At 71.1% G+C, this 22,444-nt stretch carries 18 protein-coding genes and 1 pseudogene; 10 read left to right on the top strand and 9 right to left on the bottom strand.

The features are described 5' to 3' along the window. Positions 1-38 precede the first annotated feature (38 nt). Positions 39-1,241, top strand: coding sequence for a MarP family serine protease (locus IE226_RS27335; RefSeq protein WP_190084049.1), 1,203 nt, complete (start codon positions 39-41; stop codon positions 1,239-1,241). 51 nt (positions 1,242-1,292) lie between these two features. Here IE226_RS27335 and IE226_RS44235 read toward each other — a convergent pair whose 3' ends face one another. The 6 genes from IE226_RS44235 to IE226_RS27310 form a co-directional block, all read right to left on the bottom strand. After that, positions 1,293-1,481 (bottom strand): hypothetical protein, encoded by a 189-nt coding sequence (locus IE226_RS44235; RefSeq protein ID WP_229871565.1) that lies wholly within the window; start codon positions 1,479-1,481, stop codon positions 1,293-1,295. A gap of 131 nt (positions 1,482-1,612) precedes the next feature. Next, positions 1,613-2,560 carry an alpha/beta fold hydrolase gene (locus tag IE226_RS27330; protein ID WP_190084048.1) on the bottom strand — a complete coding sequence of 316 codons (948 nt, stop codon included), beginning with the start codon at positions 2,558-2,560 and terminating at the stop codon, positions 1,613-1,615. After that, positions 2,557-3,078: a phage holin family protein gene (locus IE226_RS27325; protein ID WP_190084047.1), complete on the bottom strand. Its 522-nt coding sequence runs from the start codon at positions 3,076-3,078 to the stop codon at positions 2,557-2,559. The genes IE226_RS27330 and IE226_RS27325 overlap by 4 nt, the downstream gene beginning before the upstream one ends. Positions 3,079-3,198: 120 nt before the next feature. Further along, positions 3,199-4,614, bottom strand: a complete 1,416-nt coding sequence (nhaA, locus tag IE226_RS27320; RefSeq protein ID WP_190084046.1) for a Na+/H+ antiporter NhaA — start codon at positions 4,612-4,614, stop codon at positions 3,199-3,201. 199 nt (positions 4,615-4,813) lie between these two features. Further along, the gene (gene acs / locus IE226_RS27315) at positions 4,814-6,817 is read right to left on the bottom strand and encodes an acetate--CoA ligase (protein ID WP_190084045.1); all 2,004 of its coding nucleotides are present in this window, start codon (positions 6,815-6,817) and stop codon (positions 4,814-4,816) included. A gap of 49 nt (positions 6,818-6,866) precedes the next feature. Continuing rightward, positions 6,867-9,269, bottom strand: a complete 2,403-nt coding sequence (locus tag IE226_RS27310; protein ID WP_190084044.1) for a bifunctional SulP family inorganic anion transporter/carbonic anhydrase — start codon at positions 9,267-9,269, stop codon at positions 6,867-6,869. A gap of 352 nt (positions 9,270-9,621) precedes the next feature. On the opposite strand from IE226_RS27310, the gene IE226_RS27305 reads away from it, so the two are divergent. Further along, the gene (locus tag IE226_RS27305; RefSeq protein WP_190084043.1) at positions 9,622-10,902 is read left to right on the top strand and encodes a polysaccharide deacetylase family protein; all 1,281 of its coding nucleotides are present in this window, start codon (positions 9,622-9,624) and stop codon (positions 10,900-10,902) included. Positions 10,903-10,927: 25 nt separating this feature from the next. On the opposite strand, the gene IE226_RS27300 is transcribed toward IE226_RS27305, so the two are convergent. Next, positions 10,928-11,908 carry an ATP-binding protein gene (locus tag IE226_RS27300; RefSeq protein WP_190084042.1) on the bottom strand — a complete coding sequence of 327 codons (981 nt, stop codon included), beginning with the start codon at positions 11,906-11,908 and terminating at the stop codon, positions 10,928-10,930. Between the two features lie 101 nt (positions 11,909-12,009). Between IE226_RS27300 and IE226_RS27295 the strand changes: the two genes are divergently transcribed. Then, positions 12,010-12,825, top strand: a complete 816-nt coding sequence (locus tag IE226_RS27295) for a Fic family protein (protein WP_190084041.1) — start codon at positions 12,010-12,012, stop codon at positions 12,823-12,825. A 338-nt stretch (positions 12,826-13,163) separates the two neighbouring features. Here the strand turns inward: IE226_RS27295 and IE226_RS27290 are convergent, their stop codons facing one another. After that, positions 13,164-14,003, bottom strand: coding sequence for an HAD family hydrolase (locus tag IE226_RS27290; RefSeq protein ID WP_190084040.1), 840 nt, complete (start codon positions 14,001-14,003; stop codon positions 13,164-13,166). Positions 14,004-14,524: 521 nt separating this feature from the next. Here IE226_RS27290 and ssd point away from each other — a divergent pair. The 7 genes and pseudogenes from ssd to IE226_RS27255 all read left to right on the top strand — a co-directional run. Beyond that, positions 14,525-15,646 (top strand): septum site-determining protein Ssd, encoded by a 1,122-nt coding sequence (gene ssd / locus IE226_RS27285; RefSeq protein WP_190084039.1) that lies wholly within the window; start codon positions 14,525-14,527, stop codon positions 15,644-15,646. Continuing rightward, positions 15,643-16,818: a TadA family conjugal transfer-associated ATPase gene (locus IE226_RS27280; RefSeq protein ID WP_190084038.1), complete on the top strand. Its 1,176-nt coding sequence runs from the start codon at positions 15,643-15,645 to the stop codon at positions 16,816-16,818. The genes ssd and IE226_RS27280 overlap by 4 nt, the downstream gene beginning before the upstream one ends. Continuing rightward, positions 16,815-17,702 carry a type II secretion system F family protein gene (locus tag IE226_RS27275; protein WP_190084037.1) on the top strand — a complete coding sequence of 296 codons (888 nt, stop codon included), beginning with the start codon at positions 16,815-16,817 and terminating at the stop codon, positions 17,700-17,702. The genes IE226_RS27280 and IE226_RS27275 overlap by 4 nt, the downstream gene beginning before the upstream one ends. After that, on the top strand, positions 17,699-18,493 hold the full coding sequence (locus IE226_RS27270) for a type II secretion system F family protein (protein WP_190084036.1): 795 nt from the start codon (positions 17,699-17,701) through the stop codon (positions 18,491-18,493). The genes IE226_RS27275 and IE226_RS27270 overlap by 4 nt, the downstream gene beginning before the upstream one ends. Positions 18,494-18,613: 120 nt before the next feature. After that, positions 18,614-18,817, top strand: a complete 204-nt coding sequence (locus tag IE226_RS27265) for a DUF4244 domain-containing protein (protein ID WP_190084035.1) — start codon at positions 18,614-18,616, stop codon at positions 18,815-18,817. After that, positions 18,804-19,196, top strand: coding sequence for a TadE family type IV pilus minor pilin (locus IE226_RS27260; protein WP_190084034.1), 393 nt, complete (start codon positions 18,804-18,806; stop codon positions 19,194-19,196). The genes IE226_RS27265 and IE226_RS27260 overlap by 14 nt, the downstream gene beginning before the upstream one ends. Continuing rightward, positions 19,193-19,525 (top strand): annotated as a pseudogene (locus IE226_RS27255) (Rv3654c family TadE-like protein); the annotation flags it as partial. The gene IE226_RS27260 and the pseudogene IE226_RS27255, both read left to right, overlap by 4 nt. A gap of 444 nt (positions 19,526-19,969) precedes the next feature. On the opposite strand, the gene sftH reads toward IE226_RS27255, so the two are convergent. Then, the gene (gene sftH, locus IE226_RS27250; RefSeq protein ID WP_190084033.1) at positions 19,970-22,423 is read right to left on the bottom strand and encodes a DEAD/DEAH box helicase; all 2,454 of its coding nucleotides are present in this window, start codon (positions 22,421-22,423) and stop codon (positions 19,970-19,972) included. Positions 22,424-22,444 lie beyond the last annotated feature (21 nt).

Raw genomic sequence — 22,444 nt, 5'->3', positions numbered from 1 at the left:
GGACGTGGCGACCGCGATGCGAGGCGAGGATTGAATCGGTGAACGTGCTGGACATCCTTCTGGTGGTCGCCGCCGTATGGTTCGCGGTCGTCGGTTACCGCCAGGGATTCGTCGTCGGCATCCTGTCGGTGATCGGTTTCCTGGGCGGCGGACTCGTCGCGGTGTACCTCCTGCCCGTCATCTGGGGCGCCCTGACGGACGACGAGGGATCGGTCAGCACGACGGCCGCCGTCGTCGCCGTGGTCATCGTGATCGTCTGTGCCTCCATCGGCCAGGCCTTCACCACCCACTTGGGCAACAAGCTCCGCAGGTACATCACTTGGCAGCCCGCCCGCGCCCTGGACGCCACGGGCGGCGCGCTGGTCAACGTCGTGGCGATGCTCCTGGTCGCCTGGCTGATCGGCTCCGCCCTCGCGGGCACGACGCTGCCCACGGTCGGCAAGGAAGTACGCAACTCCAAGATCCTGCTCGGCGTCTCGCGCACGCTGCCGAACCAGGCCGACACCTGGTTCGCGGACTTCTCCTCGGTCCTCGCGCGCAACGGCTTCCCGCAGGTCTTCAGCCCGTTCTCGAACGAGCCCATCACCGACGTGAAGGCCCCCGACCCCAAGCTCGCCAAGAGCGCGGTCGCCACGAAGGCCAAGCGCTCCATCGTGAAGGTGCAGGGCGAGGCCCGTGGCTGCGGCAAGGTCCTGGAAGGCACAGGATTCGTCTTCTCCGAGCGCCGCGTCATGACGAACGCGCACGTGGTCGGCGGCGTCGACGAGCCGACGGTCCAGATAGGCGGAGACGGCCGTACGTACGACGCGAAGGTCGTCCTCTACGACTGGGAGCGCGACATCGCCGTACTGGACGTGCCGACCCTCCAGGCGCCCGCGCTGCGGTTCACGTCGAAGGACGCGGGCAGCGGTGACAACGCCATCGTCGCCGGCTTCCCGGAGAACGGTCCGTACGACGTCCGCCCCGCGCGCGTGCGCGGCCGCATAACGGCCAAGGGCCCGGACATCTACCACCGGGGCACCGTGCGCCGCGACGTCTACTCCCTCTACGCGACTGTCCGCCAGGGCAACTCCGGCGGCCCGCTGCTCACGCCCGACGGCAAGGTCTACGGCGTGGTCTTCGCGAAGTCACTGGACGACCCGGACACCGGCTACGCACTCACCGCCGACGAGGTCCGCGAGGACATCGAGGCGGGCCGCACCGCCAACCAGGAGGTCGACAGCGAGGGCTGCGCGCTGTAGCCGGAGCCGCAGTCGGGAAGCGGTCGGTACGCGTTCGGGGGAGCAGGCGGATCAGTCGCGCGTATGCCTCAGCCGCGCCGAGACCCAGCGGGCCCTGCGGCGCAGGATGTGGGGAATGCCCATGCCTTGAGCAGGGCCTTCATGGCCCGGATCTTGCGGGCCGCCCCTCTCACGGCTGTTCAGCGCGATGGCTGAGCGGCGGTTGCGTGCTACTTCACTGTAGTCGTGCGTCCAGCCCATACCCCGACGTGTGCCCGTGCCTCAAGGTCGGTAATCGCGCCCACGCGCCCCAATTGGCCTATGCGGGTGGCAAGTAGCCGTTCGTAGGACAGGCGTTCGCTTACCCTCCGGTACGGACGTCTTCCGAGCGTCTAACGGTCCGGTTCGGGGTCCTTCAGCCAGTTCACCAGCTCGGTCGAGAAGGCCACCGGGTCCTCCTCCTGCGGGAAGTGCCCGAGGCCGTCGAACAGTCGCCAGCGGTACGGTGCTTCGACGTACTCGCCCGACCCCGCCGCGCTGCGCGTACGCATCACCGGGTCCAGGGAGCCGTGCAGATGCAGCGTGGGAACCCGGACCGGGCGCTTCATGCGGCGGTTGAACTGGATGCCGTCGGGACGGGCCATCGACCGCACCATCCAGCGGTACGGCTCGATCGAGCAGTGCGCCGTCGACGGAATCGTCATGGCACGGCGGTACGTCTCCACGGCCTCGTCGTCCGGAAGGCGCGGCCCCGACCAGTCCCGTACCAGGCGCCCGACCAGCGCCGCGTCGTCCGCGACGAGCTGACGCTCCGGCAGCCACGGCCGCTGGAAGCCCCACACGTACGAACCGGCGGTGGTCTGCTTGCGGTCCGACAGCATCGCCGAGCGCCAGCGCCGCGGATGCGGCATCGAGGAGACGGCGAGGCGGCGCACCAGCTTGGGCCGCATCACGGCCGCCGTCCAGGCGAGGTACCCGCCCAGGTCGTGTCCGACGAGCGCGGCGTCCGGCTCGCCGAGCGACCGCACGACGCCCGTGATGTCGAGCGCGAGGTTCGCCGGGTCGTAACCGCGCGGCGTACGGTCGCTGCCGCCCACACCCCGCAGGTCCATCGCGACCGCGCGGAAACCCGCGTCGGCGAGCGCCACCATCTGGTGCCGCCACGTCCACCAGAACTGCGGAAAGCCGTGCAGGAGCAGCACGAGCGGCCCGTCACCCAGCTCGGCGATGTGGAAGCGCGCGCCGTTGGCGGCGACGTCGCGATGGGTCCACGGCCCTTCAATGCGTACGGGTGACGTGGGTTGGGCCGGATGGGGGGCGGGTGTGGCGGGGTCCGTCATGAAGATGAGCGTGCCACAGCCGCAGGCTTGTCACCGACACGGTCGACGGTCGCACCCGTACGGGTCACCACAGGGCTCACGGCAGGGCTCACGGGACGCGGGTGCGGCTTGACGTTCTGGAGTACGGCAGCCGTCTCCTTGGCCGAAGCGGCGGCCTTCTGCGGACCCTTGCCCTTCTTGGCCTTCTTCGCGAAGACGACGCCGATCAGCGCGAGCACTCCGGCGACAAGGACGTTCGCCGCGAAGGAGAGCAGGAAGCAGACCGCCATGTTCCAGCCGCTCCAGGTACGGATGCCGTACGCCAGGGCGAAGCTCAGCATCGGCAGCGAGAAGAGCAGCACCGCCCCGGCGGCGGCGAACGCGCCGCCGCCGACCGCACCCCGCTTGACGTCCTGCCGCAGCTGGGCCTTGGCCAGCGCGATCTCGTCGTGCACCAGCGCGGACATCTCGCTGGTCGCCGATGAGACCAGCTGGCCGAGGCTGCGTTCGGTGCCGACGGGCCCGTCGGGTGTGCTCATCGCTTTACCCCTTCTCCGTAAGCCTGCGTAAGCGTGCTCACATCGACTGTTCCTGCATGACTGTCATGACTGTTCGTTTATGACCGCTCGGCTCAGCCTGCGCAGTCAGGTCTGCTCAGATCATGCCGGACGGTCGTCTTCGGCGCGTGCCCCGGCCGACACTTCGGCAAGCCTGCGGTGCTCGGCCGCCTTCTTCTCGTATATCGCGGCCATCCGCAGGTGGTACTCCGGCTTGTCCTGTTCGTATACGTCCGGGATGCCGTCGAGGTCGTCGTCGCGCTCCTCTTCGTCGTACAGCGCGCGGTAGCGGGCGTTGCGCACCTTGAGCAGGATGCCGGAGAGGACGGCCGCGACGAGAGAGCCCATCAGGACGGCTGCCTTGATCTCGTCGGTGAGCAGCGGGTCCTCGGCGAAGGCGAGTTCGCCGATCAGGAGCGAGACGGTGAATCCGATGCCGGCGAGCGAGGCGACCGCGAACACGTCCGGCCAGGCGAGTTCGTCGTTGAGCTCGGCCTTGGTGAACCGCGCCGCGAGCCAGGTGCCGCCGAAGATGCCGACCGCCTTGCCGACCACGAGACCGAGCACCACCCCGAGCGTCTCCGGTTTGGAGAACACGTCCCCGAGCGCGCCGCCCGTCACCACGACACCGGCGCTGAACAGCGCGAACAGCGGAACCGCGAAGCCCGCGGAGAGGGGGCGCACAAGGTGTTCGATGTGCTCGCCCGGCGAGTGCTCCTCGCCTTCTCGGCGGGTGCAGCGCAGCATCAGGCCCATCGCGACGCCGGCGATCGTGGCGTGGATGCCGCTGTTGTACATCAGCCCCCAGATGACCAGCGCCAGCGGAACGTATACGTACCAGCCGCGTACGCCCTTGTGGAGCAGCAGCCAGAAGACGGCGAGGCCGATGACCGCGCCGCCGAGCGCCGCGAAGTTCAGTTCGCTGGTGAAGAACACGGCGATGATCAGGATCGCGCAGAGGTCGTCGACGACGGCCAGCGTGAGCAGGAAGGCGCGCAGGGCGGACGGCAGCGAGGTGCCGATGACGGCGAGTACGGCGAGCGCGAAGGCGATGTCCGTGGCGGTCGGCACCGCCCAGCCGTCGAGCGAGCCACCGCCGACCGTGTTGACCAGGACGTACACGAGAGCCGGTACGGCCATACCGCAGAGCGCGGCGACGACGGGCAGCGCGGCGGCCTTCGGATCGCTCAGATCGCCCGCGACGAGCTCGCGCTTGAGCTCGATCCCCGCGACGAAGAAGAAGACGGCGAGCAGTCCGTCGGCCGCCCAGTGCTGGATCGAGAGGTCGAGGCCGAGGGAGCTGGGCCCCAGGTGGAAGCCGCTCACCGACTCGTACGAGCCGCCGGCGGTGTTCGCCCAGATCAGTGCGGTGACGGCGGCGACCAGGAGGAGGACACCGCCGACGGTCTCAGCGCGCAGCGCGTTCGCGACGAAGGTCCGTTCGGGCAGCGAGAGCCGGCCGAGGACCTTGCGGTTGTTGCTGCGGTTGCTGTCGTTGCGGGGTGCGGGCGCGGCCACGGGGGTTGACCTCCGGTCGGTGGGCAGGACGAATCACTTGCCGACCAGACTTCCCGGCGCACCTAGGTTCTTCTTGTCGCGATGTTGACGCGAGCCTCAGCGTACCCAACATGCGACCGGACCTATCCGGCGATCATCACTTTATGCGCAAGAGGGGCGCCCGGCGTGGTGCCGGGCGCCCCTCGTCGGCTCGGTCCGGCTAGTCCTCGCTGGGTGCGGCGGGGAGCTTGGTCTGGATGAGGTCCATCACGGAGGAGTCCGTGAGGGTGGTGACGTCGCCCAGCTCGCGGTTCTCGGCGACGTCCCGGAGGAGGCGCCGCATGATCTTCCCGGAGCGGGTCTTGGGCAGCTCGGCCACCGGCAGGATGCGCTTCGGCTTGGCGATCGGGCCGAGCGTGGTGCCCACGTGGTTGCGCAGGTCGGCGACGAGGCCCTCGTCGTCGGCGTTGGCGGTGCCGCGCAGGATGACGAAGGCGACGATGGCCTGTCCGGTCGTCTCGTCCGCGGCGCCCACGACCGCCGCCTCGGCGACCGAGGGGTGCGAGACGAGGGCGGATTCGACCTCCGTGGTGGAGATGTTGTGCCCGGACACGAGCATCACGTCGTCCACGCGGCCCAGGAGCCAGACGTCGCCGTCCTCGTCCTTCTTGGCGCCGTCACCGGCGAAGTACTTGCCCTCGAAGCGCGACCAGTAGGTGTCGATGAAGCGCTGGTCGTCGCCCCAGATGGTGCGCAGCATGGAGGGCCACGGCTCGGTCAGGACGAGGTAGCCGCCACCGCCGTCCGGGACTTCGCGCGCCTCGTCGTCGACGACGGTCGCGGAGATGCCCGGCAGGGCGCGCTGGGCGCTGCCCGGCTTGGTCTCCGTCACGCCCGGCAGCGGCGAGATCATCATGGCGCCGGTCTCGGTCTGCCACCAGGTGTCCACGATGGGGCACTTGTCGGCGCCGATGTTCTTGCGGTACCACATCCACGCCTCGGGGTTGATCGGCTCACCGACCGAACCGAGGATGCGCAGGCTGGACAGGTCGAACTTCGCGGGGATGTCGTCGCCCCACTTCATGAACGTACGAATGGCCGTCGGTGCCGTGTAGAGGATCGTGACTCCGTACTTCTGGACGATCTCCCAGAAGCGCCCCTGGTGCGGGGTGTCGGGCGTGCCCTCGTACATGACCTGGGTCGCGCCGTTGGCCAGCGGGCCGTACGTGATGTACGAGTGGCCGGTGACCCAGCCGATGTCGGCCGTGCACCAGTAGACGTCGCTCTCCGGCTTGAGGTCGAAGACGGCGTGGTGGGTGTACGCGGCCTGGGTGAGGTAGCCGCCGGAGGTGTGCAGGATGCCCTTGGGCTTACCCGTCGTACCCGACGTGTAGAGGATGAAGAGAGGGTTCTCCGCGTCGAAGGCCTCGGGGGTGTGCTCGGCCGACTGGCGCTCGGTGAGCTCGTGCCACCACACGTCGCGGCCCTCGGTCCACGCGACGTCCTGGCCGGTGCGGCGCACGACCAGGACGTGCTCGACGGAGCTGTCCTCGCGCGCCACGGCGTCGTCGACGGCGGGCTTCAGGGCGGCGGGCTTGCCACGGCGGTAGCCGCCGTCGGAGGTGATGATCACCTTGGCGTCGGCGTCCGCCACACGCTTGGCGATGGCGTCGGCGGAGAAGCCGCCGAAGACCACTGAGTGCGCGGCGCCGATGCGGGCACAGGCCAGCATCGACACGACGGCCTCGGGGATCATCGGCAGATAGACGGCGACGCGGTCGCCCTGGCGGACGCCCAGTTCGGTCAGCGCGTTGGCGGCGCGGCTGACCTCGTCCTTGAGCTCGGCGTAGGTGATGGCCCGGCTGTCGCCGGGCTCACCCTCGAAGTGGATCGCCACACGGTCGCCGTTGCCGGCCTCCACGTGGCGGTCCACGCAGTTGTACGCGACGTTGAGCTTGCCGTCGGCGAACCACTTCGCGAAGGGCGGGTTCGACCAGTCGAGCGTCTCGGTCGGTTCGGTGGCCCAGGTCAGCCGGCGGGCCTGCTCGGCCCAGAAGCCGAGCCGGTCAGCCTTGGCCTGTTCGTACGCCTCCGCGGTGACATTGGCGTTGGCCGCCAGGTCGGCCGGCGGCGCGAACCTTCGCTCTTCTTTAAGAAGGTTGGCCAGGCTTTCGTTGCTCACGACATCTCCCATTCCCAGGGTGTCCGTTGTGTCCAAAGCCACAGCTCATCAGACGTATACCCCTGGTGACAAGAGCCTGCCGGAAATTGGTTTAGACCTTTACTCTGCTGGGTGGTTCCTCACGCGGTGATCCTTCGTACGGTGACGGCGTGACCTGGTCGAACACGTCGTCCGGGCTCTCGGTGAGCAGATACGCCTGCGCCTCGCCGACATGGAAATACATGCCGTGCAGCTCCAGGTCACCCTCCGACAGGCGCCGTGCCACGGACTCGTGGCCGCGCAGGTGCTCCAACTGCTGGACGACGTTCGTCAGGCAGAGCTGCTCGACCGCGTCGGCGGGCGCCCTTCCCGCGAGCCGCGCCGCCCCCCGCTCCTTGCGCGCCGCAAGGCGTTCGAGGCTGGGCGCGCCGTGCCGCAGCCACCGCTTCAGGGGTGTCTGCGCGCCTCCGGGCGGAGTGGTGAGCAGCGCCTGCATCGCACCGCACCCGGAGTGCCCGCACACGGTGATGGACCGCACTTGCAGTACGTCCACCGCGTACTCGATCGCGGCGGCCACCGAGTCGTCCGTGCTCTCGGCGCCCGGCATCGGCACGAGGTTGCCGACGTTGCGGACGACGAAGAGGTCGCCGGGGCCGCTCGACGTGATCATCGAGGTGACGAGCCGGGAGTCGGCGCAGGTCAGGAAGAGGTGCGAGGGCTTTTGGCCTTCGCGTGCGAGCCGGGCGAGCTCGCTGCGCACATGCGGCGCGGTGTTGCGCTGGAACGCGCTGATGCCGCTGGCCAGTTGATACCCGCTGGGCCGCTCCTCGCCCCGGGGTGTCTCCTGCGGCCGGTCGCAGTGGTGATTGCGCCAGGCCGTCCATGGCCGGCAGCAGGAGTGCGATGCTCCGCCGAGCTCTCGGCTCCGCTCGAGCAGGGGGCTCCCCTTCGCGGCCTCGGCCATCCGTGTCCCCGCGCGCCCGGTCACCTCGACGGTGCCGCCGTGCGCGGTGTGGGCGTCCCGCCAGCACTGGAGCGCTTCGTACGCGGCGTGGTCCATGAACGATCCGTCCAGCTCCACGATGGTGGATGCCTTCTGGGGCACGAGGTGGAGCGCCCTGCTGAGGCGCGGCACGGCGAGGAAGGTCAACTGCCCGCGCACGCGCACGTGGTGGACGCCGTCCTCCTCGGTGTGCGTGATCCGGGTGCGGGCGAGGCGGTGCAGCGCGACGGCCACGGCGACGGCGACGCCCAGGGCCACTCCTTCGAGCACGCCGAAGAAGATGACGCCGAGTGTCGTGGCGGTGTACGCGAGGATCTCGCGGTGGCGGGTGATGGTGCGGATGTGGTTCAGGTTCACCATCTGGATGCCGACCGCCATCACCAGCGCGGCGAGCGCGGCGAGCGGGATCAGCTCGAGGACGGGGACCATCAGCAGGGCGGCTACTACTACCCAAACGCCGTGCAGCATCGTGGAGTTCCGGCTGACGGCTCCGGCCCGCACATTGGCCACGCTGCGCACCGCGACTCCGGCGACGGGAAGTCCGCCGAGGGCTCCGGACACGGCGTTCGCGGCGCCCTGACCGAGCAGTTCGCGATCCAGGTCCGAGCGGTTGCCGCCGACCAGCGGTTCGCTCCGCCCCGATACGAGCTTGTCCACGGCGACGGCGCCGAGCAGCGACTGCACGCTGCAGACCAGCGTGATCGTGAGGACGGCGGCGACGATCCCGAGCACGGGGCCTTCCGGCAGGCCCGCCAGCGCGTGACTGCGCCATGACGGCAGTTCGACCTTGGTCACGCTCAGCCCGGCGAACGCGGCGACAGCCGTTGCCGCGGCCACGGAGACGAGGGGGGCGGGCACGACCCGGGCGGCTTTCCCGGCCCGTCCGGGGATCCGAGGCCAGAGCAGAAGGATCGCCAGGGTCAGTGCGCTGATCGACAGCGTTGCCGGATGGAGATCGGCCAACTGGGCGGGCAACGCGCGGAGGTTGTCGAGTACGACGCTCTGCGGGGTGCCGCCGAGCACGATGCGCAGCTGGGCGACGGCGATCGCGACGCCGATACCGGCCAGCATGCCGTGCACGACGGCGGGGCTGACGGCGAGTGCCGAACGGGCCACGTGCAGGCACCCGAGGGCGAGTTGGGTGAGCCCGGCGAGGACGGTGATGGCGCAGGTGGTCTGCCAGCCGTACCGGTGGATGAGGTCGGCGGTGACGACGGTGAGTCCTGCGGCGGGGCCGCTGACCTGGAGCGGGGACCCGCCGAGCCGTCCGACGACGACGCCGCCGACGGCGGCGGCCACAAGGCCCGCCTGAAGCGGTGCTCCGGTGGCCAGTGCGATACCCAGCGACAGCGGCAGGGCGATCAGGAAGACGGCGATCGACGCGGATACGTCGACGCCGGCGACGCGGAACTTACGGAACTTGCGGAACTTGCCGGGCGGTGGCGCGTGCGGCTCGTGGTCGCGTGATGAGTGGACCGAGTCGGTGGCGTGTGTGGGGACGCAGGCAGTCATGGTTTCCCGTCTCCTCCGGGGCAGCGCGGTCGCGGAACAGGGGGCCTCCGGCGGTACGCGGAGGGCGGGTCGCGGCCGTGGGGTCACGGCGTTGCAGCGGCGGGATCTATCAACTCTCGGTAAACGAATCGTAATGCAGAGTAAAGGTCTTGGATAGACATATGGCTCAAATGGGGCATTAGATCACTCTGAAGGGTGAATAAAGCATTTTGTCGGCTTGTCGGACCACGTGGGCAAAGGCTCCGTGCGACGTTGGCGGCGCTATCGGGTACTTGCGGTGATTTATGCCGTATTGCCCGCCGGTGACGACCCCCGAAGTGAAGCCGACTCGAAGGAAGAAGGTGGGCGGAAGATGGCCGCCACCCAGAGGATCCAGCGGATCGCCGCGGGCTCGACCGCCCTCGTGGTATCCGCCGCGGTACTGGCCGGTTGCGCGAGCGACGGCTCCGACGCCGAGAAGGGCGCGCACGGCGCAGGCAAGGCATCACCCGCCCCCGCACCCAAGAGCGCGGTCCGCATGATCGGTGACGGCTCCACCGCCTTCACGGGCAAGCAGCCGCACCTGCCGAGGCCCGAGCGCCTGAGACCGGGCCAGAAGCCGCCGCAGTTCGTGGTTTTCTCCTGGGACGGCGCGGGCGAGGACAGCCAGAAGCTCTTCTCGCACTTCCGCAAGGTGGCCAAGCGGAACGACGCCACGATGACGTACTTCCTCAGCGGCGTGTACATGCTCCCCGAGTCGAAGCGGGAGCTCTACGATCCGCCGCAGCACCGGTCCGGCAGTTCGGACATCGGGTTCAACGACCGCAAGGGCATCAAGGAGACCGTGGAGCAGCTCCGCGGCGCCTGGCTCGAGGGCAATGAGGTCGGCACCCACTTCAACGGCCACTTCTGCGGCACCAGCGGCGGAGTGGGCCAGTGGTCGGTCGACGAGTGGAAGAGCGAGATCAACCAGGCCAAGTCCTTCGTGAAGGCCTGGAAGACGAACACGGGCATGAAGAAGGCGCAGCCCCTGCCCTTCGACTACGACAAGGAACTCATCGGCGCCCGCACGCCCTGCCTCGAAGGCCAGAAGAACTTCATGCGGGCGGCCCGCGAGTTGGGCTTCCGCTACGACACCAGTGGCGTCAACGACCAGGTCTGGCCCAAGAAGAAGGAAGGTCTCTGGGACCTTTCGATGCAGCTGGTCCCCGTCCCCGGCCGCAAGTTCGAGACGCTCACCATGGACTACAACTTCATGGTGAACCAGTCGGGCACCACCTCCCAGGGTGACCCGGGCAAGCACGAGTACTGGGGCGACCAGATGCGCGACGGCCTGCTCCAGGGCTTCGACCGCGCCTACAAGGGCAACCGCGCCCCGCTGATCATCGGCAACCACTTCGAGTCCTGGAACGGCGGCACGTACATGCGCGCCATCGAGGAGACCATCGAGGAGGTCTGCACGAAGCGCGAGGTGCGGTGCGTCTCCTTCCGGCAGCTGGCCGACTGGCTCGACGCCCAGGACCCGCAGACCTTGGTGCGCCTCACCAAGCTCCGGGTCGGCAAGGCGCCCAAGGAGGGCTGGGATTCCTTCCTCTCCGCCCGGCCCGCGCCGGCCCCGAAGGGTGTCCCGGGCGCCCCGGCGGACAAGCCGTAACGCCCTTCGCCCGGATCGGATCCGCTCAGGCCGTGGCGACGGCCCGCTCACCGAGAACGAAGCCGGGGTCGACCTGCGCGGCCAGGTCGGCCCCCGTTCGTTCGTTGCCCCAGCTCTGCGCGTTCTTCAGGTGGAAGTGGACCATCTGACGCATGTAGCGGTCCCAGTCCCTGCGCTCGTACGAGGCGTCGACGGCGTCCTTAAGTGCTTGCAGTGAGCGGTGGTTGACGTCCTCCAGGTGCTCGAACCGGGGCGGGCGGCCCTTCTCCATGGCGCGCACCCAGTCCGAGTGCCCGACCGTCACCAGGAGGTCGTCGCCCACCTGCTCGCGCAGGAAGTCGACGTCGTCCTGGCCCTGCACCTTGTTGCCGACGACCTTGAGGTCGACGCCGAAGTCGCGTGCGTAGTCCTTGTACTGGCGATAGACGGAGACCCCCTTCCGGGTCGGCTCGGCCACCAGGAACGTCATGTCGAAGCGGGTGAACATGCCGGACGCGAAGGAGTCCGAACCCGCGGTCATGTCCACGACCGCGTACTCGTCGCGTCCGTCGACCAAGTGGTTCAGGAGCAGCTCCACCGCGCCGGTCTTGGAGTGGTAGCAAGCGACACCGAGGTCGGCCTCGGTGAACGGCCCCGTGACCATCAAACGCACTGCCGCGTCGTCGAGTTCCACCGGCCGCGCGCACGCGTCGTACACGGGGTTGTCCTCGCGCACCCGCAGAATCCGCGAGCCCTCGCCGGGCGGTGTCGTCTTGATCATCGTCTCGGCGGAGGAGATCCGCGGGTTGGAGCCCCGCAGGTAGTCCTTGATGAGCGGCAGGCGCGCACCCATGGCGGGCAGCCGGGCGGCGTCCGCCTCGTCGAGGCCGAGCGCGGGCCCGAGGTGCTGGTTGATGTCGGCGTCCACCGCGAGGACGGGAGCTCCGGTGGCGGCGAGGTGTCGGATGAAGAGCGAGGACAGCGTGGTCTTGCCGCTGCCGCCCTTCCCTACGAAAGCGATCTTCATGTTCACCAAGGGTAGCCGCACGACTACCTGCCGTATCGATGCGGCGTGAAGAAGACCACTCCTTCGTGGGGGGAGCGCCGGGGGTGCGTAGGGTCGTACTCATGAGTACGACAGCCGATCCGCTCGCGGCCCTGGGCGCACTGCCCGGCGTGGCCGACTCCGTGGACTCCGTGCGCAAGGCCGTGGACCGGGTCTACGGGCACCGGATCATGCGGCGCCGCAGCAACGAGATCACCTCCGAGGCGGCGCTGCGCGGCGCACGCGGCTCGGCGGCGCTCTCCGGTGCCGACTGGGCGCTCGAAGAGGTGCGCCGCCGCAGTGACTTCAGCGGTGACGGCGAGGCCCGCACGATCGGCTCGGCCCTGCGGCTCACCGCCGAGGCCGGACAACTCCTGTCCATCTGGCGCCAGTCGCCCCTGCGGGTCCTCGCCCGCCTGCACCTGGTTGCCGCCGCGGAGAACGACGAGGCCGCGGGACGGCCGCGTCTCGCGGGCGAGCCGGTCGACGAGCCGCTGGTCGAGCTCGACGTGCCGGACTCCGACGAAGTGGCGGGCCGCCTGGAGGGGCTTTCCCGGTTGATCATCGCGGGCGGCTCCGCACCGGCCCTGGTGACGGCGGCCGTGGTGCACGGAGAGCTGCTCAGCCTGCGCCCCTTCGGCTCCCACAACGGCTTGGTCGCGCGGGCGGCCGAGCGCATCGTCCTGGTGGGCAGCGGGCTCGACCCGAAGTCCGTCTGTCCTGCCGAGGCGGGGCACGCTGAACAGGGGCGTGCGGCCTACGTGGGGGCACTGGACGGCTACGCGTCCGGGACGCCGGAGGGGATGGCCGCGTGGATCGCCCACTGCGGGCGGGCGGTCGAACTGGGGGCCAGGGAGTCGACGGCGGTCTGCGAGGCCATGCAGCGCGGAGCGGCGTAAAGCGGCGTCGAGCGGCGCAGTGCGGCGTAAAAAAGACCCCGCACAGGGTTGCGGCGGTACGAGTTCTCGTACCGCCGCTGGCATGTTCACCCGGTTACCAAGCGTCCTCGAAGGTTGCCCATCAGGTCGGGAACTTAGCCCGTCACCTGGTGCGGCTGGCCCGTAATCGACGGGTCGACGTCGCGTGGGTGCCCGGTGTTCATGCTTCGGTCCGTGGGGCCTTGATTGCGTTTAAAGGTAATCCTCTCGGATGTCCTTGGTCTCGCGGGCCGTTGACTCCTTTGTACTCCTGTCCTGGAGCAAGCGGAAGTCCTGGCACTGCTTCTTTACTTTTAGGTTCAAACAAGGGCGAATCGGGCGCGTGTGGTCCGGCGGCGGCTCACGAACCACACGAGCCCCGCGGTGGCCGCCGCGGCGCCCACCGCTGCCGCCGCGACGAGCGCCGGCCGGGCGGGTGCCTGGCGCCGTTCCTTGAGCCGGACCGGGCGGTGGAAGTCGAGAATCGGCCACCCGCGCGCGAGTGCCTCACGGCGCAGAGCGCGATCGGGGTTGACCGCGTGCGGATGACCCACGGACTCGAGCATCGGGAGGTCCGTCGCCGAGTCGCTGTAGGCGTGACAGCGGTCGAGGTCGTACCCCTCGGACTCCGCGAGCTCCTTGATCGCCGTCGCCTTGGTGGGGCCGTACGCGTAGTACTCCACCTCGCCGGTGAAGCAGCCGTCGTCGCCGACGACCATCCGGGTCGCCACCACCCGGTCCGCGCCCAGAAGCTCGCCGATCGGCTCGACGACCTCGGCGCCCGACGTGGAGACGATGACGACGTCCCGTCCCGCGGTGTGGTGCTCCTCGATGAGGGACGCGGCCTCGTCGTAGATGATCGGGTCGATCAGGTCGTGCAGCGTCTCGGCGACGATCTCCTTGACCTGCTGCACGTTCCACCCGCGGCACAGCGCGGACAGATACTCGCGCATCCGCTCCATCTGGTCGTGATCGGCGCCGCCGGCGAGGAAGACGAACTGTGCATATGCAGTTCGCAGTACCGCCCTGCGGTTGATCAGGCCGCCTTGGTAGAACGACTTGCTGAAGGTGAGAGTGCTCGACTTCGCAATGACCGTCTTGTCCAGGTCAAAGAAGGCGGCTGTGCGGGGCAAGGAGTGGTTTTCCACGAGGTCGAGCATAGGCGCCCACCATTCGGCGTAAGGTGAGGCGCGTGGGTTTGCCTGAGAAGGCTCTCGGGTACACCATGGAAGTCACGGATCGTTCGCGACCGTGCTAACCCGGTCTGGCTCCTCCCCCCCCGAGTCGGACCGTGGGGACGACCCCCGCTCTCCCCCCCGGCGGGGGTCGTCGCATGTCCGGATGGGTTTTCCGGTCCTTGTTCGACCCTCATTCGATCGCCAGGCGCCTCTCGGTGGCCGTCATGGCGATCTTTTTTCTTGGCCATGATCCGTCACTGTATGTAGTCGCGGGGCTGCTGTGCGGAAGCCTTTTGGGTTGTCACTGGTATGGGTGAACGGGATATTCACAGGCCCCGTCTTGTCCACAGTTATTGAGCAAGATCCACACGTTATCCGCGATCGCTGCACGCTGATTCCGCCCGTTCTGCACGCGAAGTTCATGGCCGGATTGCCTTGTCCGGTTCATCGCCGATGTGGAAGAGGGCATTCAACGGGCTTGTAGTGAGAGGGGGCCGGGGATCGTGGCTGGAGTGATTACACGTGACGGGCCGCCGCCGTCCGATGGACGGCAGGGCGGGCCATTGATCGTCACGGAAGATGTGGACCTGCTGGACGACCTGTTGCGGCTGTGCGCCGCGGCGGGCGCGCGGCCCGAGGTGCGGCACGGCGTGCCCGAGCACAGGGGCGGCTGGGACGCGGCGCCGCTGGTCCTCGTGGGGGACGACGCCGTGGACCGGGTACGGGGAGCCGTGCGCAGGCGCGGAGTCGTCCTGGTCGGGCGGGATCCGGACGACTCCGGGGTCTGGCAGCGCGCGGTGGAGATCGGTGCCGACCATGTGCTCGTCCTGCCGGACGGCGAGCGCTGGCTGGTGGACCGCATCGCCGATGTCGCCGAGGGCGTCGGGCGCCCGGCGCTCACGGTGGGAGTCATCGGCGGGAGCGGAGGAGCCGGCGCCTCGACCCTGGCGTGCGCGCTGGCCGTCACGGCGGCCCGCACCGGGCGACGCACACTGCTCGTCGACGGCGACCCGCTCGGCGGGGGCCTCGACGTGCTGCTCGGCGGCGAGACGGCCGACGGACTGCGCTGGCCCGCCTTCGCGCAGTCCAGGGGCCGGGTCGGCGGGGGCGCCCTCGAGGAGTCCCTGCCCGAGCTGCACTCGCTGCGGGTCCTGAGCTGGGACCGGGGCGACACGGTGGTCATTCCGCCCGAGGCCATGCGAGCGGTGATCGCTGCCGCACGACGGCGGGGCGGAGCGGTGATCGTGGATCTGCCGCGGCGCGTGGACGAGGGAGTGGCCGAGGCGCTGGCCCAGGTCGATCTGGGGCTCATGGTGGTGCCGCCGGAGCTGCGTGCGGTGGCCGGGGCGCGGCGGGTCGCGGCCGCGGTGGGCATGGTGCTGAGGGATCTGCGGGTGGTCGTCGGCAGGGGCGGCGGACCCGACGGCCTCGGTGGCTTCGACGCGGAAGAGGTCGCGCGGCTGCTCGGGCTGCCGCTCGTCGGAGAACTGCCGCGCGAGGCGGGACTGCTGGCCGCACAGGCCGGCGGAATGCCGCCCGGAGGTGTGGTGCGGGGGCCGCTGGCCCGGTTCTGCACGGCCTTCTGGGAGCGCGTGCCGGTCGACGCCACCGGAGGCGGCTCATGAGCGCCGTCGTCGGGGCCAGGATGCTGGACGGGGTGCGCCAGTGGCTCGCGGAGAACGGGACCGAGCCGACACCGGCCCGCGTCGCCGAGGCGCTGCGGGCCCAGGGCAGGGTGCTCGGGGACGCGGAAATCCTGGGCACGGCGGTACAGCTGCGCTCGGAGCTGGTGGGCGCCGGTCCTCTCGAGCCCCTGCTCGCGGACGACTCGGTGACCGATGTGCTGGTGTCCGCGCCCGACCGGGTGTGGGTCGACCGCGGCAAGGGCCTGGAGCTGACCGGGGTGTCCTTCGGGGACGCGGCGGCGGTGCGGCGGCTCGCACAGCGCCTGGCGGCCGTGGCAGGGCGCCGGCTCGACGACGCAAGGCCCTGGGTGGACGCGCGGCTCCCGGACGGAACCCGCCTCCACGCGGTGCTTCCGCCGGTCGCCGTCGGGTCGACCTGCCTCTCCTTGCGTGTCGTACGCCCCCGGGCCTTCACCCTCGCGGAACTGGCCGCGGCGGGGACGGTGCCGCCGGGCGGAGACCGGGTGCTGCGGGCACTGCTCGATGCCCGGCTCTCGTACCTGATCAGCGGTGGGACGGGTTCGGGCAAGACGACGCTGCTGAGCGCGCTGCTCGGCCTCGTCGGGCCGCAGGAGCGGATCGTGCTCGCCGAGGACTCGGCGGAGCTGCGCCCCGACCACCCTCACGTGGTGCGCCTCGAGGCCAGACCCGCGAACCAGGAGGGAGCGGGCCAGGTCGGCCTGGACGATTTGGTGCGCCAGGCACTGCGGATGCGTCCCGACCGGCTGGTCGTGGGCGAGGTCCGGGGCGCGGAGGTGGTTCACCTGCTTGCCGCCCTGAACACGGGTCATCAAGGCGGCTGCGGCACGGTCCACGCCAACGCCGCGCGGGACGTCCCCGCCCGACTGGAGGCGCTGGGGACGGCCGCCGGACTCGACAGGGCGGCGCTGCACAGCCAGTTGGCGGCCGCGCTGTCCGTAGTGCTCCATCTCGTACGGGACCGGGCGGGCCGGCGGCGGATCGCGGAGGTGCACGTCCTGGAGCGAGATCCGTCCGGCCTCGTGGTGACGGTGCCGGCGCTGAGGTGGGGCGAGAAGGAATTCGTCCGGGAGCGGGGCTGGGAAAGGCTGGACTCGCTGCTGGCGGGCGGTGGTTGGAGTGGTGGGGGATGAGCATGACGGGGGTTGCGGCGGTCGCGTGTGCGGGAGGCGCGGCCTGGCTGCTGGCCGGGAGGGACCGGGACCTGAGGCGGGCGCGGGTGGTCCTTGCGGCAGGGGGCGAGGAGCCGGCGAGAGATCCGGCGTGGCGGCGGGCGGTGACGTGCGTCGGGGGCCGGGTGCGGCACGAATGGTGGGCCCTGGCGGGCGGGGCGGCGGTCGCCCTGTTCGGGGAGTCCCTGGTGCCGCTGGTCCTCGGGGCGGCCGGGGTGCCGCTGATGCGACGCGTACGGCGGGCCAGGGCCGCGAGGCTTCAGGAAGAGCGCCGGGCCGCCGCGGTGATCGGGCTGTGCGGGGCGCTCGCGGGCGAGGTGCGGGCGGGGCGGCAGCCGGGGGAGGCGCTGCGGGCCGCGGCTGACGGTGGCCTCGGGCTGGAGGACGCAGGAACGGGCGTCGGTGCCATAGCCGGGTTCGGGGAGGCGCGGGCCGGGGTGCTGGCGGCGGCGCGGTTCGGCGGGGATGTGCCGGGGGCGCTCGAGGAGGCGGCGCGGGAGCCGGGGGCGCAGGGGCTGTTGGGGCTCGCGGCGTGCTGGCGGGTGGCTGTGGACCGCGGCGCCGGACTCGCGGCGGGACTCGAACGGCTTGAAGGCGCGCTGCGGGCGGAGCGGGATCAACGCGCTGATCTGCGGGCCCAGTTGGCCGGGGCGCGGTCCACGGCGGTGATGCTCGCGGGGCTTCCGGTCCTCGGGCTGCTCATGGGGAGCGCGCTGGGGGCGTCGCCGTTGCGGGTGCTGCTGCACACCGGGGCGGGGCTGGGGTGCCTGGCGGTGGGCGGGGTGTTGGAGGGCGCCGGCGTGTGGTGGGCGCTGCGGATCGTACGAGGGGCGGAGGAGCGATGAGTTTCGTTGTCCACAGGGTGGGGGTGGCCGTGTGGAGTGCGGCGGCCTTGCTGTGGCTGGTGTCGGCGGTCCTTGCGGCGCGGCGTGAGAGGGCGGCGCGGGGGCGCTCGGGGGCCGTACTGGGGGGCGCGGGGCGGCTGCCGGGAGGTCTGGCGCGGCGGTGGCTTCCGCGGTGGTTCCGGTGGCGGGACGGGGTGCGGGGGTGGCTGGTGGTGGCCGGGGCGGTGAGTGCCGGGTGGGTGCTGGTGGGTGGTGTTGCCGGGTGCCTGGTGGGGTTGGGCGCCGGCTATGGGGTGTGGCGTTGGCGGCGGGGGCGGGGCGTTCGTGCCGCGGAGTTCGACGGCGCGGAGGCGGCGCGGCAACTGCCCTTGGCCGCAGACCTACTGGCGGCCTGCGTCGCCGCGGGCGCGGGGCCCGTCGTGGCCGCACAAGCGGTGGGCGATGCGCTGAAGGGGCCGGTGGGGGAGCGGCTCTCGCAGGGCGCCGCGGAGCTGCGGCTCGGCGGTGAACCGGGCGACGCGTGGCGGGGGCTCGGCGCGATACCGGGCGCGGGGGCGCTGGCCCGGCTGCTGGAACGGGCGGGGGAGTCGGGGGCTCCGGCGGCCGAACCGGTGGCGCGCCTCGCCGCGGACTGCCGTGCGGAACGGGGGCGTGCGGCTACGGCGGCCGCGCGCAGAGCCGGAGTGCTGATGACGGCGCCGGTGGGGCTGTGCTTCTTGCCCGCGTTCATCGCGGTGGGGGTGCTGCCTGTGGTGATCGGCCTGGCGGGTGGGTTGTTGAGCGGCATCTGAGCGGCATCAGGGCGGCTCGGCGGCTGATGGCTCCCGCGCGGGGCTCAGTGGCTGGACGGCGGCTCCGACAAGGCGGGGCCGCCATGACTCGAACGAAACGCAATTTTCACGGGGGTTGAGATGTGGGGACAGCTGTGTGCGCGGGCGTCGCGACGAGGGATGCGCGCGATGCGGGGGGACGCGGGGATGGTCACCTCGGAGTACGCGATGGGTCTGATCGCGGCGGTGGGATTCGCCGGACTGCTCTACAAGGTGGTGACGAGCGGGCAGGTCAGGGCGGCGCTGCAGGCGGTCGTGGAGAAGGCGCTCGATGTCCAGTTCTGAGAGGGGGCGGGGCGGCCGGCGGCGCCGCGGGGACCGGGGTTTCGTGACGGCCGAGGCGGCCGTGGTGCTGCCCACGCTGGTGCTCTTCACGATGGCGCTGGTCTGGGCGCTGCTGACCGCGTCCGCCCAGATCCAGTGCGTGGACGCGGCACGGGCCGGGGCGCGTGCGATGGCCCGGCAGGACCCCGGGACCGCGGCCGTCGCGGCGGCCCGGCAGGCGGCACCGCGCGGTGCGTCGGTGGCCGTGCGGCGGGACGGTGACCTGGTGCGGGTGCGGGTCGAGGCGGACTCGCCGGGGCCGGGAGCACTGGGGCTCGGTCTGCGGGTGCGGTCGGAGGCGGTGGCCCTGGCCGAGGAGACGGTGGGGGCGGGCACATGAGGGGCTTTCGGGCTCCCCGGCCCGCGTCGGACCGGGGAGCGGCCACGGTGTGGGTCGTCGTCGTGATGGCGGTGTTGTGCGTGATCTGCGGCGCGGTCCTCGCGATGGGACAGGTGATCCTGGCCCGCCATCGGGCGGGCGGCGCGGCCGACTTGGCGGCGCTGGCAGCGGCGGACCACTGGATGGAGGGGCGCCCCGTGGCATGCGCGGCGGCCGGACGGGTGGCCGAGGCGCAGGGGGCGCGCGTCGTGCGGTGCGCGGTGAGAGGCACGAGCTCCGACGTCACCGCGGCAGCGGACTTCGGCCCGTTCGTCACGGAGGTCAGATCCCGGGCGGGCCCGGCGGGGCCGATTGCCCCGAGGCCGGGAGAGGGGGCTGCGGCGCGTACGGGACGGCGGGCGGCCATGCCCCCGACGCGGGCCACCGGAGGCCCGCCAGGCCCCGCTGGGGCGCTTGCCCGGCGGCAGCCTGAGGGGAGGGCGGCGCCCTCTCCCGCCCGCCGATCGGGGGCGAGCTCGTTGGTGCCGAGAGCGGGGCCGGCGTTTCGGGTGCCGTCCGGGGCGGGGGCCGGGCTGTTCGCGGTGCCGGTGGGTGGGCCGGTCCTTGTGCGCGGGGCGGTGGTTGGGGCCGTGCTTTTACGACGGCCGGGGGTGGCGCTCGCTCGTGCCGTCGGCGATGCGCCCGTACGCGCCGCGCCGGGTGTCCGCCGGGGTTGGCGTGGTCCACGCCGGGGCGGGTCGGCGGCAGTCCCCGTGTCCGTTGCCGGATGGCCTTCAGGGCGTAGGAGCGTCCTTGAGGAGGGTCGTGAGGAGGCGGACTGCGCCTCGTTTGTGCAGGGGGTCGTTGCCGTTGCCGCACTTCGGGGACTGGATGCAGGACGGGCAGCCGGCGTCGCACTCGCAGGAGGCGATGGCCTCGCGGGTGGCCGTGAGCCATGCGCGGGCCGTGTGGAAGGCCCGTTCGGCGAAGCCCGCCCCGCCGGGGTGGCCGTCGTACACGAAGACCGTGGGAAGGAGCGTGTCCGGGTGCAGCGGAACCGAGACGCCGCCGATGTCCCAGCGGTCGCAGGTCGCGAAGAGCGGCAGCATGCCGATGGAGGCGTGCTCGGCGGCGTGCAGAGCGCCGCCGAGGATCTCCGGATTGACGCGTGCGGCGTCCAGTTGGTCTTCGGTGACCGTCCACCAGACCGCGCGGGTGCGCAGCGTGCGGGGCGGCAGGTCCAGCTTGGTCTCGCCGAGGACCTCGCCGGTGATCAGCCTGCGGCGCAGGAAGGAGACGACCTGGTTGGTGACCTCCACGGAGCCGTAGCAGAGGCGGCCAGAGCCCCAGGGGATCTCGGTGTCCGTCTCCAGGATGGAGATGGCCGTGGTGTCGCGGGCTGTCGTGGAGTACGGCGGACCGGCCTCCTCGACCAGGGCGACCGAGTCCTCCAGGTCGAGGCGGCGTACGAGATACGTACGGCCCTGGTGCAGGTGGACCGCGCCCTCGTGGACGGCGGTGTGCGCGGCGGCCGCGTCGACGGTGCCGAGCAGCCGCCCCGTGCCCTCCTCGACGATCTGGACCGGCTTGCCGCCCTCGCCGCGGATGTCGGTGAGGTCGGCGGCCCGTTCCCTGCGGGTCCAGTGCCAGGCCTTCGTGCGGCGGCGCAGCAGCTTCGCGCCCTCCAGCTGCGGGAGCAGTTCCCCGGCGGCCGGGCCGAAGAGGGTCAGGTCGTCGTCCGTGAGCGGAAGTTCCGCGGCGGCCGCGCAGAGGTGGGGCGCGAGGACGTACGGATTGTCGGGGTCGAGGACCGTCGACTCCACCGGCTGCCTGAACAGTGCCTCGGGGTGGTGGACGAGATAGGTGTCCAGCGGGTCGTCGCGGGCGACGAGCACGGCGAGCGCGCCCTGCCCGGAGCGGCCGGCACGGCCTGCCTGCTGCCACAGCGAGGCGCGGGTGCCCGGATAGCCGGAGATGATCACGGCGTCGAGGCCGGAGACGTCCACGCCGAGTTCGAGAGCGGTGGTGGCCGCGAGGCCGAGGAGTTCGCCGGAGTGCAGGGCCCGCTCCAGGGCGCGGCGCTCCTCGGGGAGATATCCGCCCCGGTAGGCGGCGACGCGACGGGTGAGGGACCTGTCGACCTCGGCCAGGCGTTCCCGGGCGATCACCGAGATCAGCTCGGCGCCGCGCCGGGAGCGTACGAAAGCGACCGAGCGGACGCCCTGGACGGTCAGGTCGGTGAGCAGGTCCGCCGTCTCGGCGGTGGCGGTGCGGCGGACAGGCGCGCCCTTCTCGCCGTGGAGTTCGGTGAGCGGCGGTTCCCAGAGAGCGAAGACGAGGTCGCCGCGGGGTGAGGCGTCATCGGCGACCTCCTTCACCGGCAGCCCCGTGAGGCGCTCGGCGGCGATGGCCGGCTCGGCGGAGGTGGCGGAGGCGAGGAGGAAGACGGGGTCGGAGCCGTAGCGGGAACAGAGGCGGCGCAGGCGGCGCAGGATCTGGGCGACGTGGGAGCCGAAGACGCCGCGGTAGGTGTGGCACTCGTCGATGACGACATAGCGCAGGGCGCGCAGGAAGGAGGCCCAGCGGGGGTGGGACGGGAGTATCCCGCGGTGCAGCATGTCGGGGTTGGTCAGGACGTAGTTGGCGTACTGACGTACCCATTCGCGTTCTTCGACGGGGGTGTCGCCGTCGTATACGGCAGGGCGGACCGCGTTGCCCAGGGGCGCCGCCAGCTCGCGCACGGCGCGGCGCTGGTCGGCGGCCAGGGCCTTCGTCGGGGCCAGGTACAGCGCGGTCGTGCCACGCCCGTTCGGGGCCTCCGAGCCGTCCAGGAGGGCCGAGAGGACGGGGGTGAGGTAGGCGAGCGACTTTCCCGAAGCGGTGCCGGTGGCGACGATGACCGACTCGCCGTCGAGGGCGTGCTCGGCGGCGAGTGCCTGGTGGGCCCAGGGGTGTTCGATACCGGCCGATTGCACCGCCGCGACGACCTCGGAACGAATGCGATCAGGCCAGACTGCATATCGTGCCGCGCGCGGGGGCAAGTGCTCCGTATGAGTGACGCGCGCAGCACGGCTCGGCCCAGCGGTGAGCCGGTCCAGGACCGTCCGTGGGGACGTGCGTATCGGGGCGCCCGTGGTGGGTTCTCCGGGCGGAGAAAAGTTGGCCATCGGCACCGAGTGTGTCACTGGCGAGATGGACAATGGTCCCAAGGCGTCGTGCGCGCCTGCCGGTAAGTGATTGAATGCCATCGCGGCTGGCGATCCGTCCTG

Source organism: Streptomyces longisporoflavus (assembly GCF_014649775.1).
GTDB classification, from domain to species: Bacteria; Actinomycetota; Actinomycetes; order Streptomycetales; family Streptomycetaceae; genus Streptomyces; species Streptomyces longisporoflavus.
This window is presented reverse-complemented; position numbering and strand designations above follow the sequence as displayed.

Coding starts and splice junctions, on each gene's coding strand:
- IE226_RS27310 (WP_190084044.1), bottom strand. CDS start 9,269: ATGACTGCCTGCGTCCCCACACACGCCACCGACTCGGTCCACTCATCA.
- IE226_RS27280 (WP_190084038.1), top strand. CDS start 15,643: ATGAGCGCCGTCGTCGGGGCCAGGATGCTGGACGGGGTGCGCCAGTGG.
- sftH (WP_190084033.1), bottom strand. CDS start 22,423: ATGGCATTCAATCACTTACCGGCAGGCGCGCACGACGCCTTGGGACCA.
- IE226_RS27275 (WP_190084037.1), top strand. CDS start 16,815: ATGAGCATGACGGGGGTTGCGGCGGTCGCGTGTGCGGGAGGCGCGGCC.
- IE226_RS44235 (WP_229871565.1), bottom strand. CDS start 1,481: ATGGGCTGGACGCACGACTACAGTGAAGTAGCACGCAACCGCCGCTCA.
- IE226_RS27295 (WP_190084041.1), top strand. CDS start 12,010: ATGAGTACGACAGCCGATCCGCTCGCGGCCCTGGGCGCACTGCCCGGC.
- IE226_RS27265 (WP_190084035.1), top strand. CDS start 18,614: ATGTGGGGACAGCTGTGTGCGCGGGCGTCGCGACGAGGGATGCGCGCG.
- IE226_RS27260 (WP_190084034.1), top strand. CDS start 18,804: ATGTCCAGTTCTGAGAGGGGGCGGGGCGGCCGGCGGCGCCGCGGGGAC.
- IE226_RS27330 (WP_190084048.1), bottom strand. CDS start 2,560: ATGACGGACCCCGCCACACCCGCCCCCCATCCGGCCCAACCCACGTCA.
- IE226_RS27290 (WP_190084040.1), bottom strand. CDS start 14,003: ATGCTCGACCTCGTGGAAAACCACTCCTTGCCCCGCACAGCCGCCTTC.
- IE226_RS27270 (WP_190084036.1), top strand. CDS start 17,699: ATGAGTTTCGTTGTCCACAGGGTGGGGGTGGCCGTGTGGAGTGCGGCG.
- IE226_RS27325 (WP_190084047.1), bottom strand. CDS start 3,078: ATGAGCACACCCGACGGGCCCGTCGGCACCGAACGCAGCCTCGGCCAG.
- IE226_RS27305 (WP_190084043.1), top strand. CDS start 9,622: ATGGCCGCCACCCAGAGGATCCAGCGGATCGCCGCGGGCTCGACCGCC.
- IE226_RS27300 (WP_190084042.1), bottom strand. CDS start 11,908: ATGAAGATCGCTTTCGTAGGGAAGGGCGGCAGCGGCAAGACCACGCTG.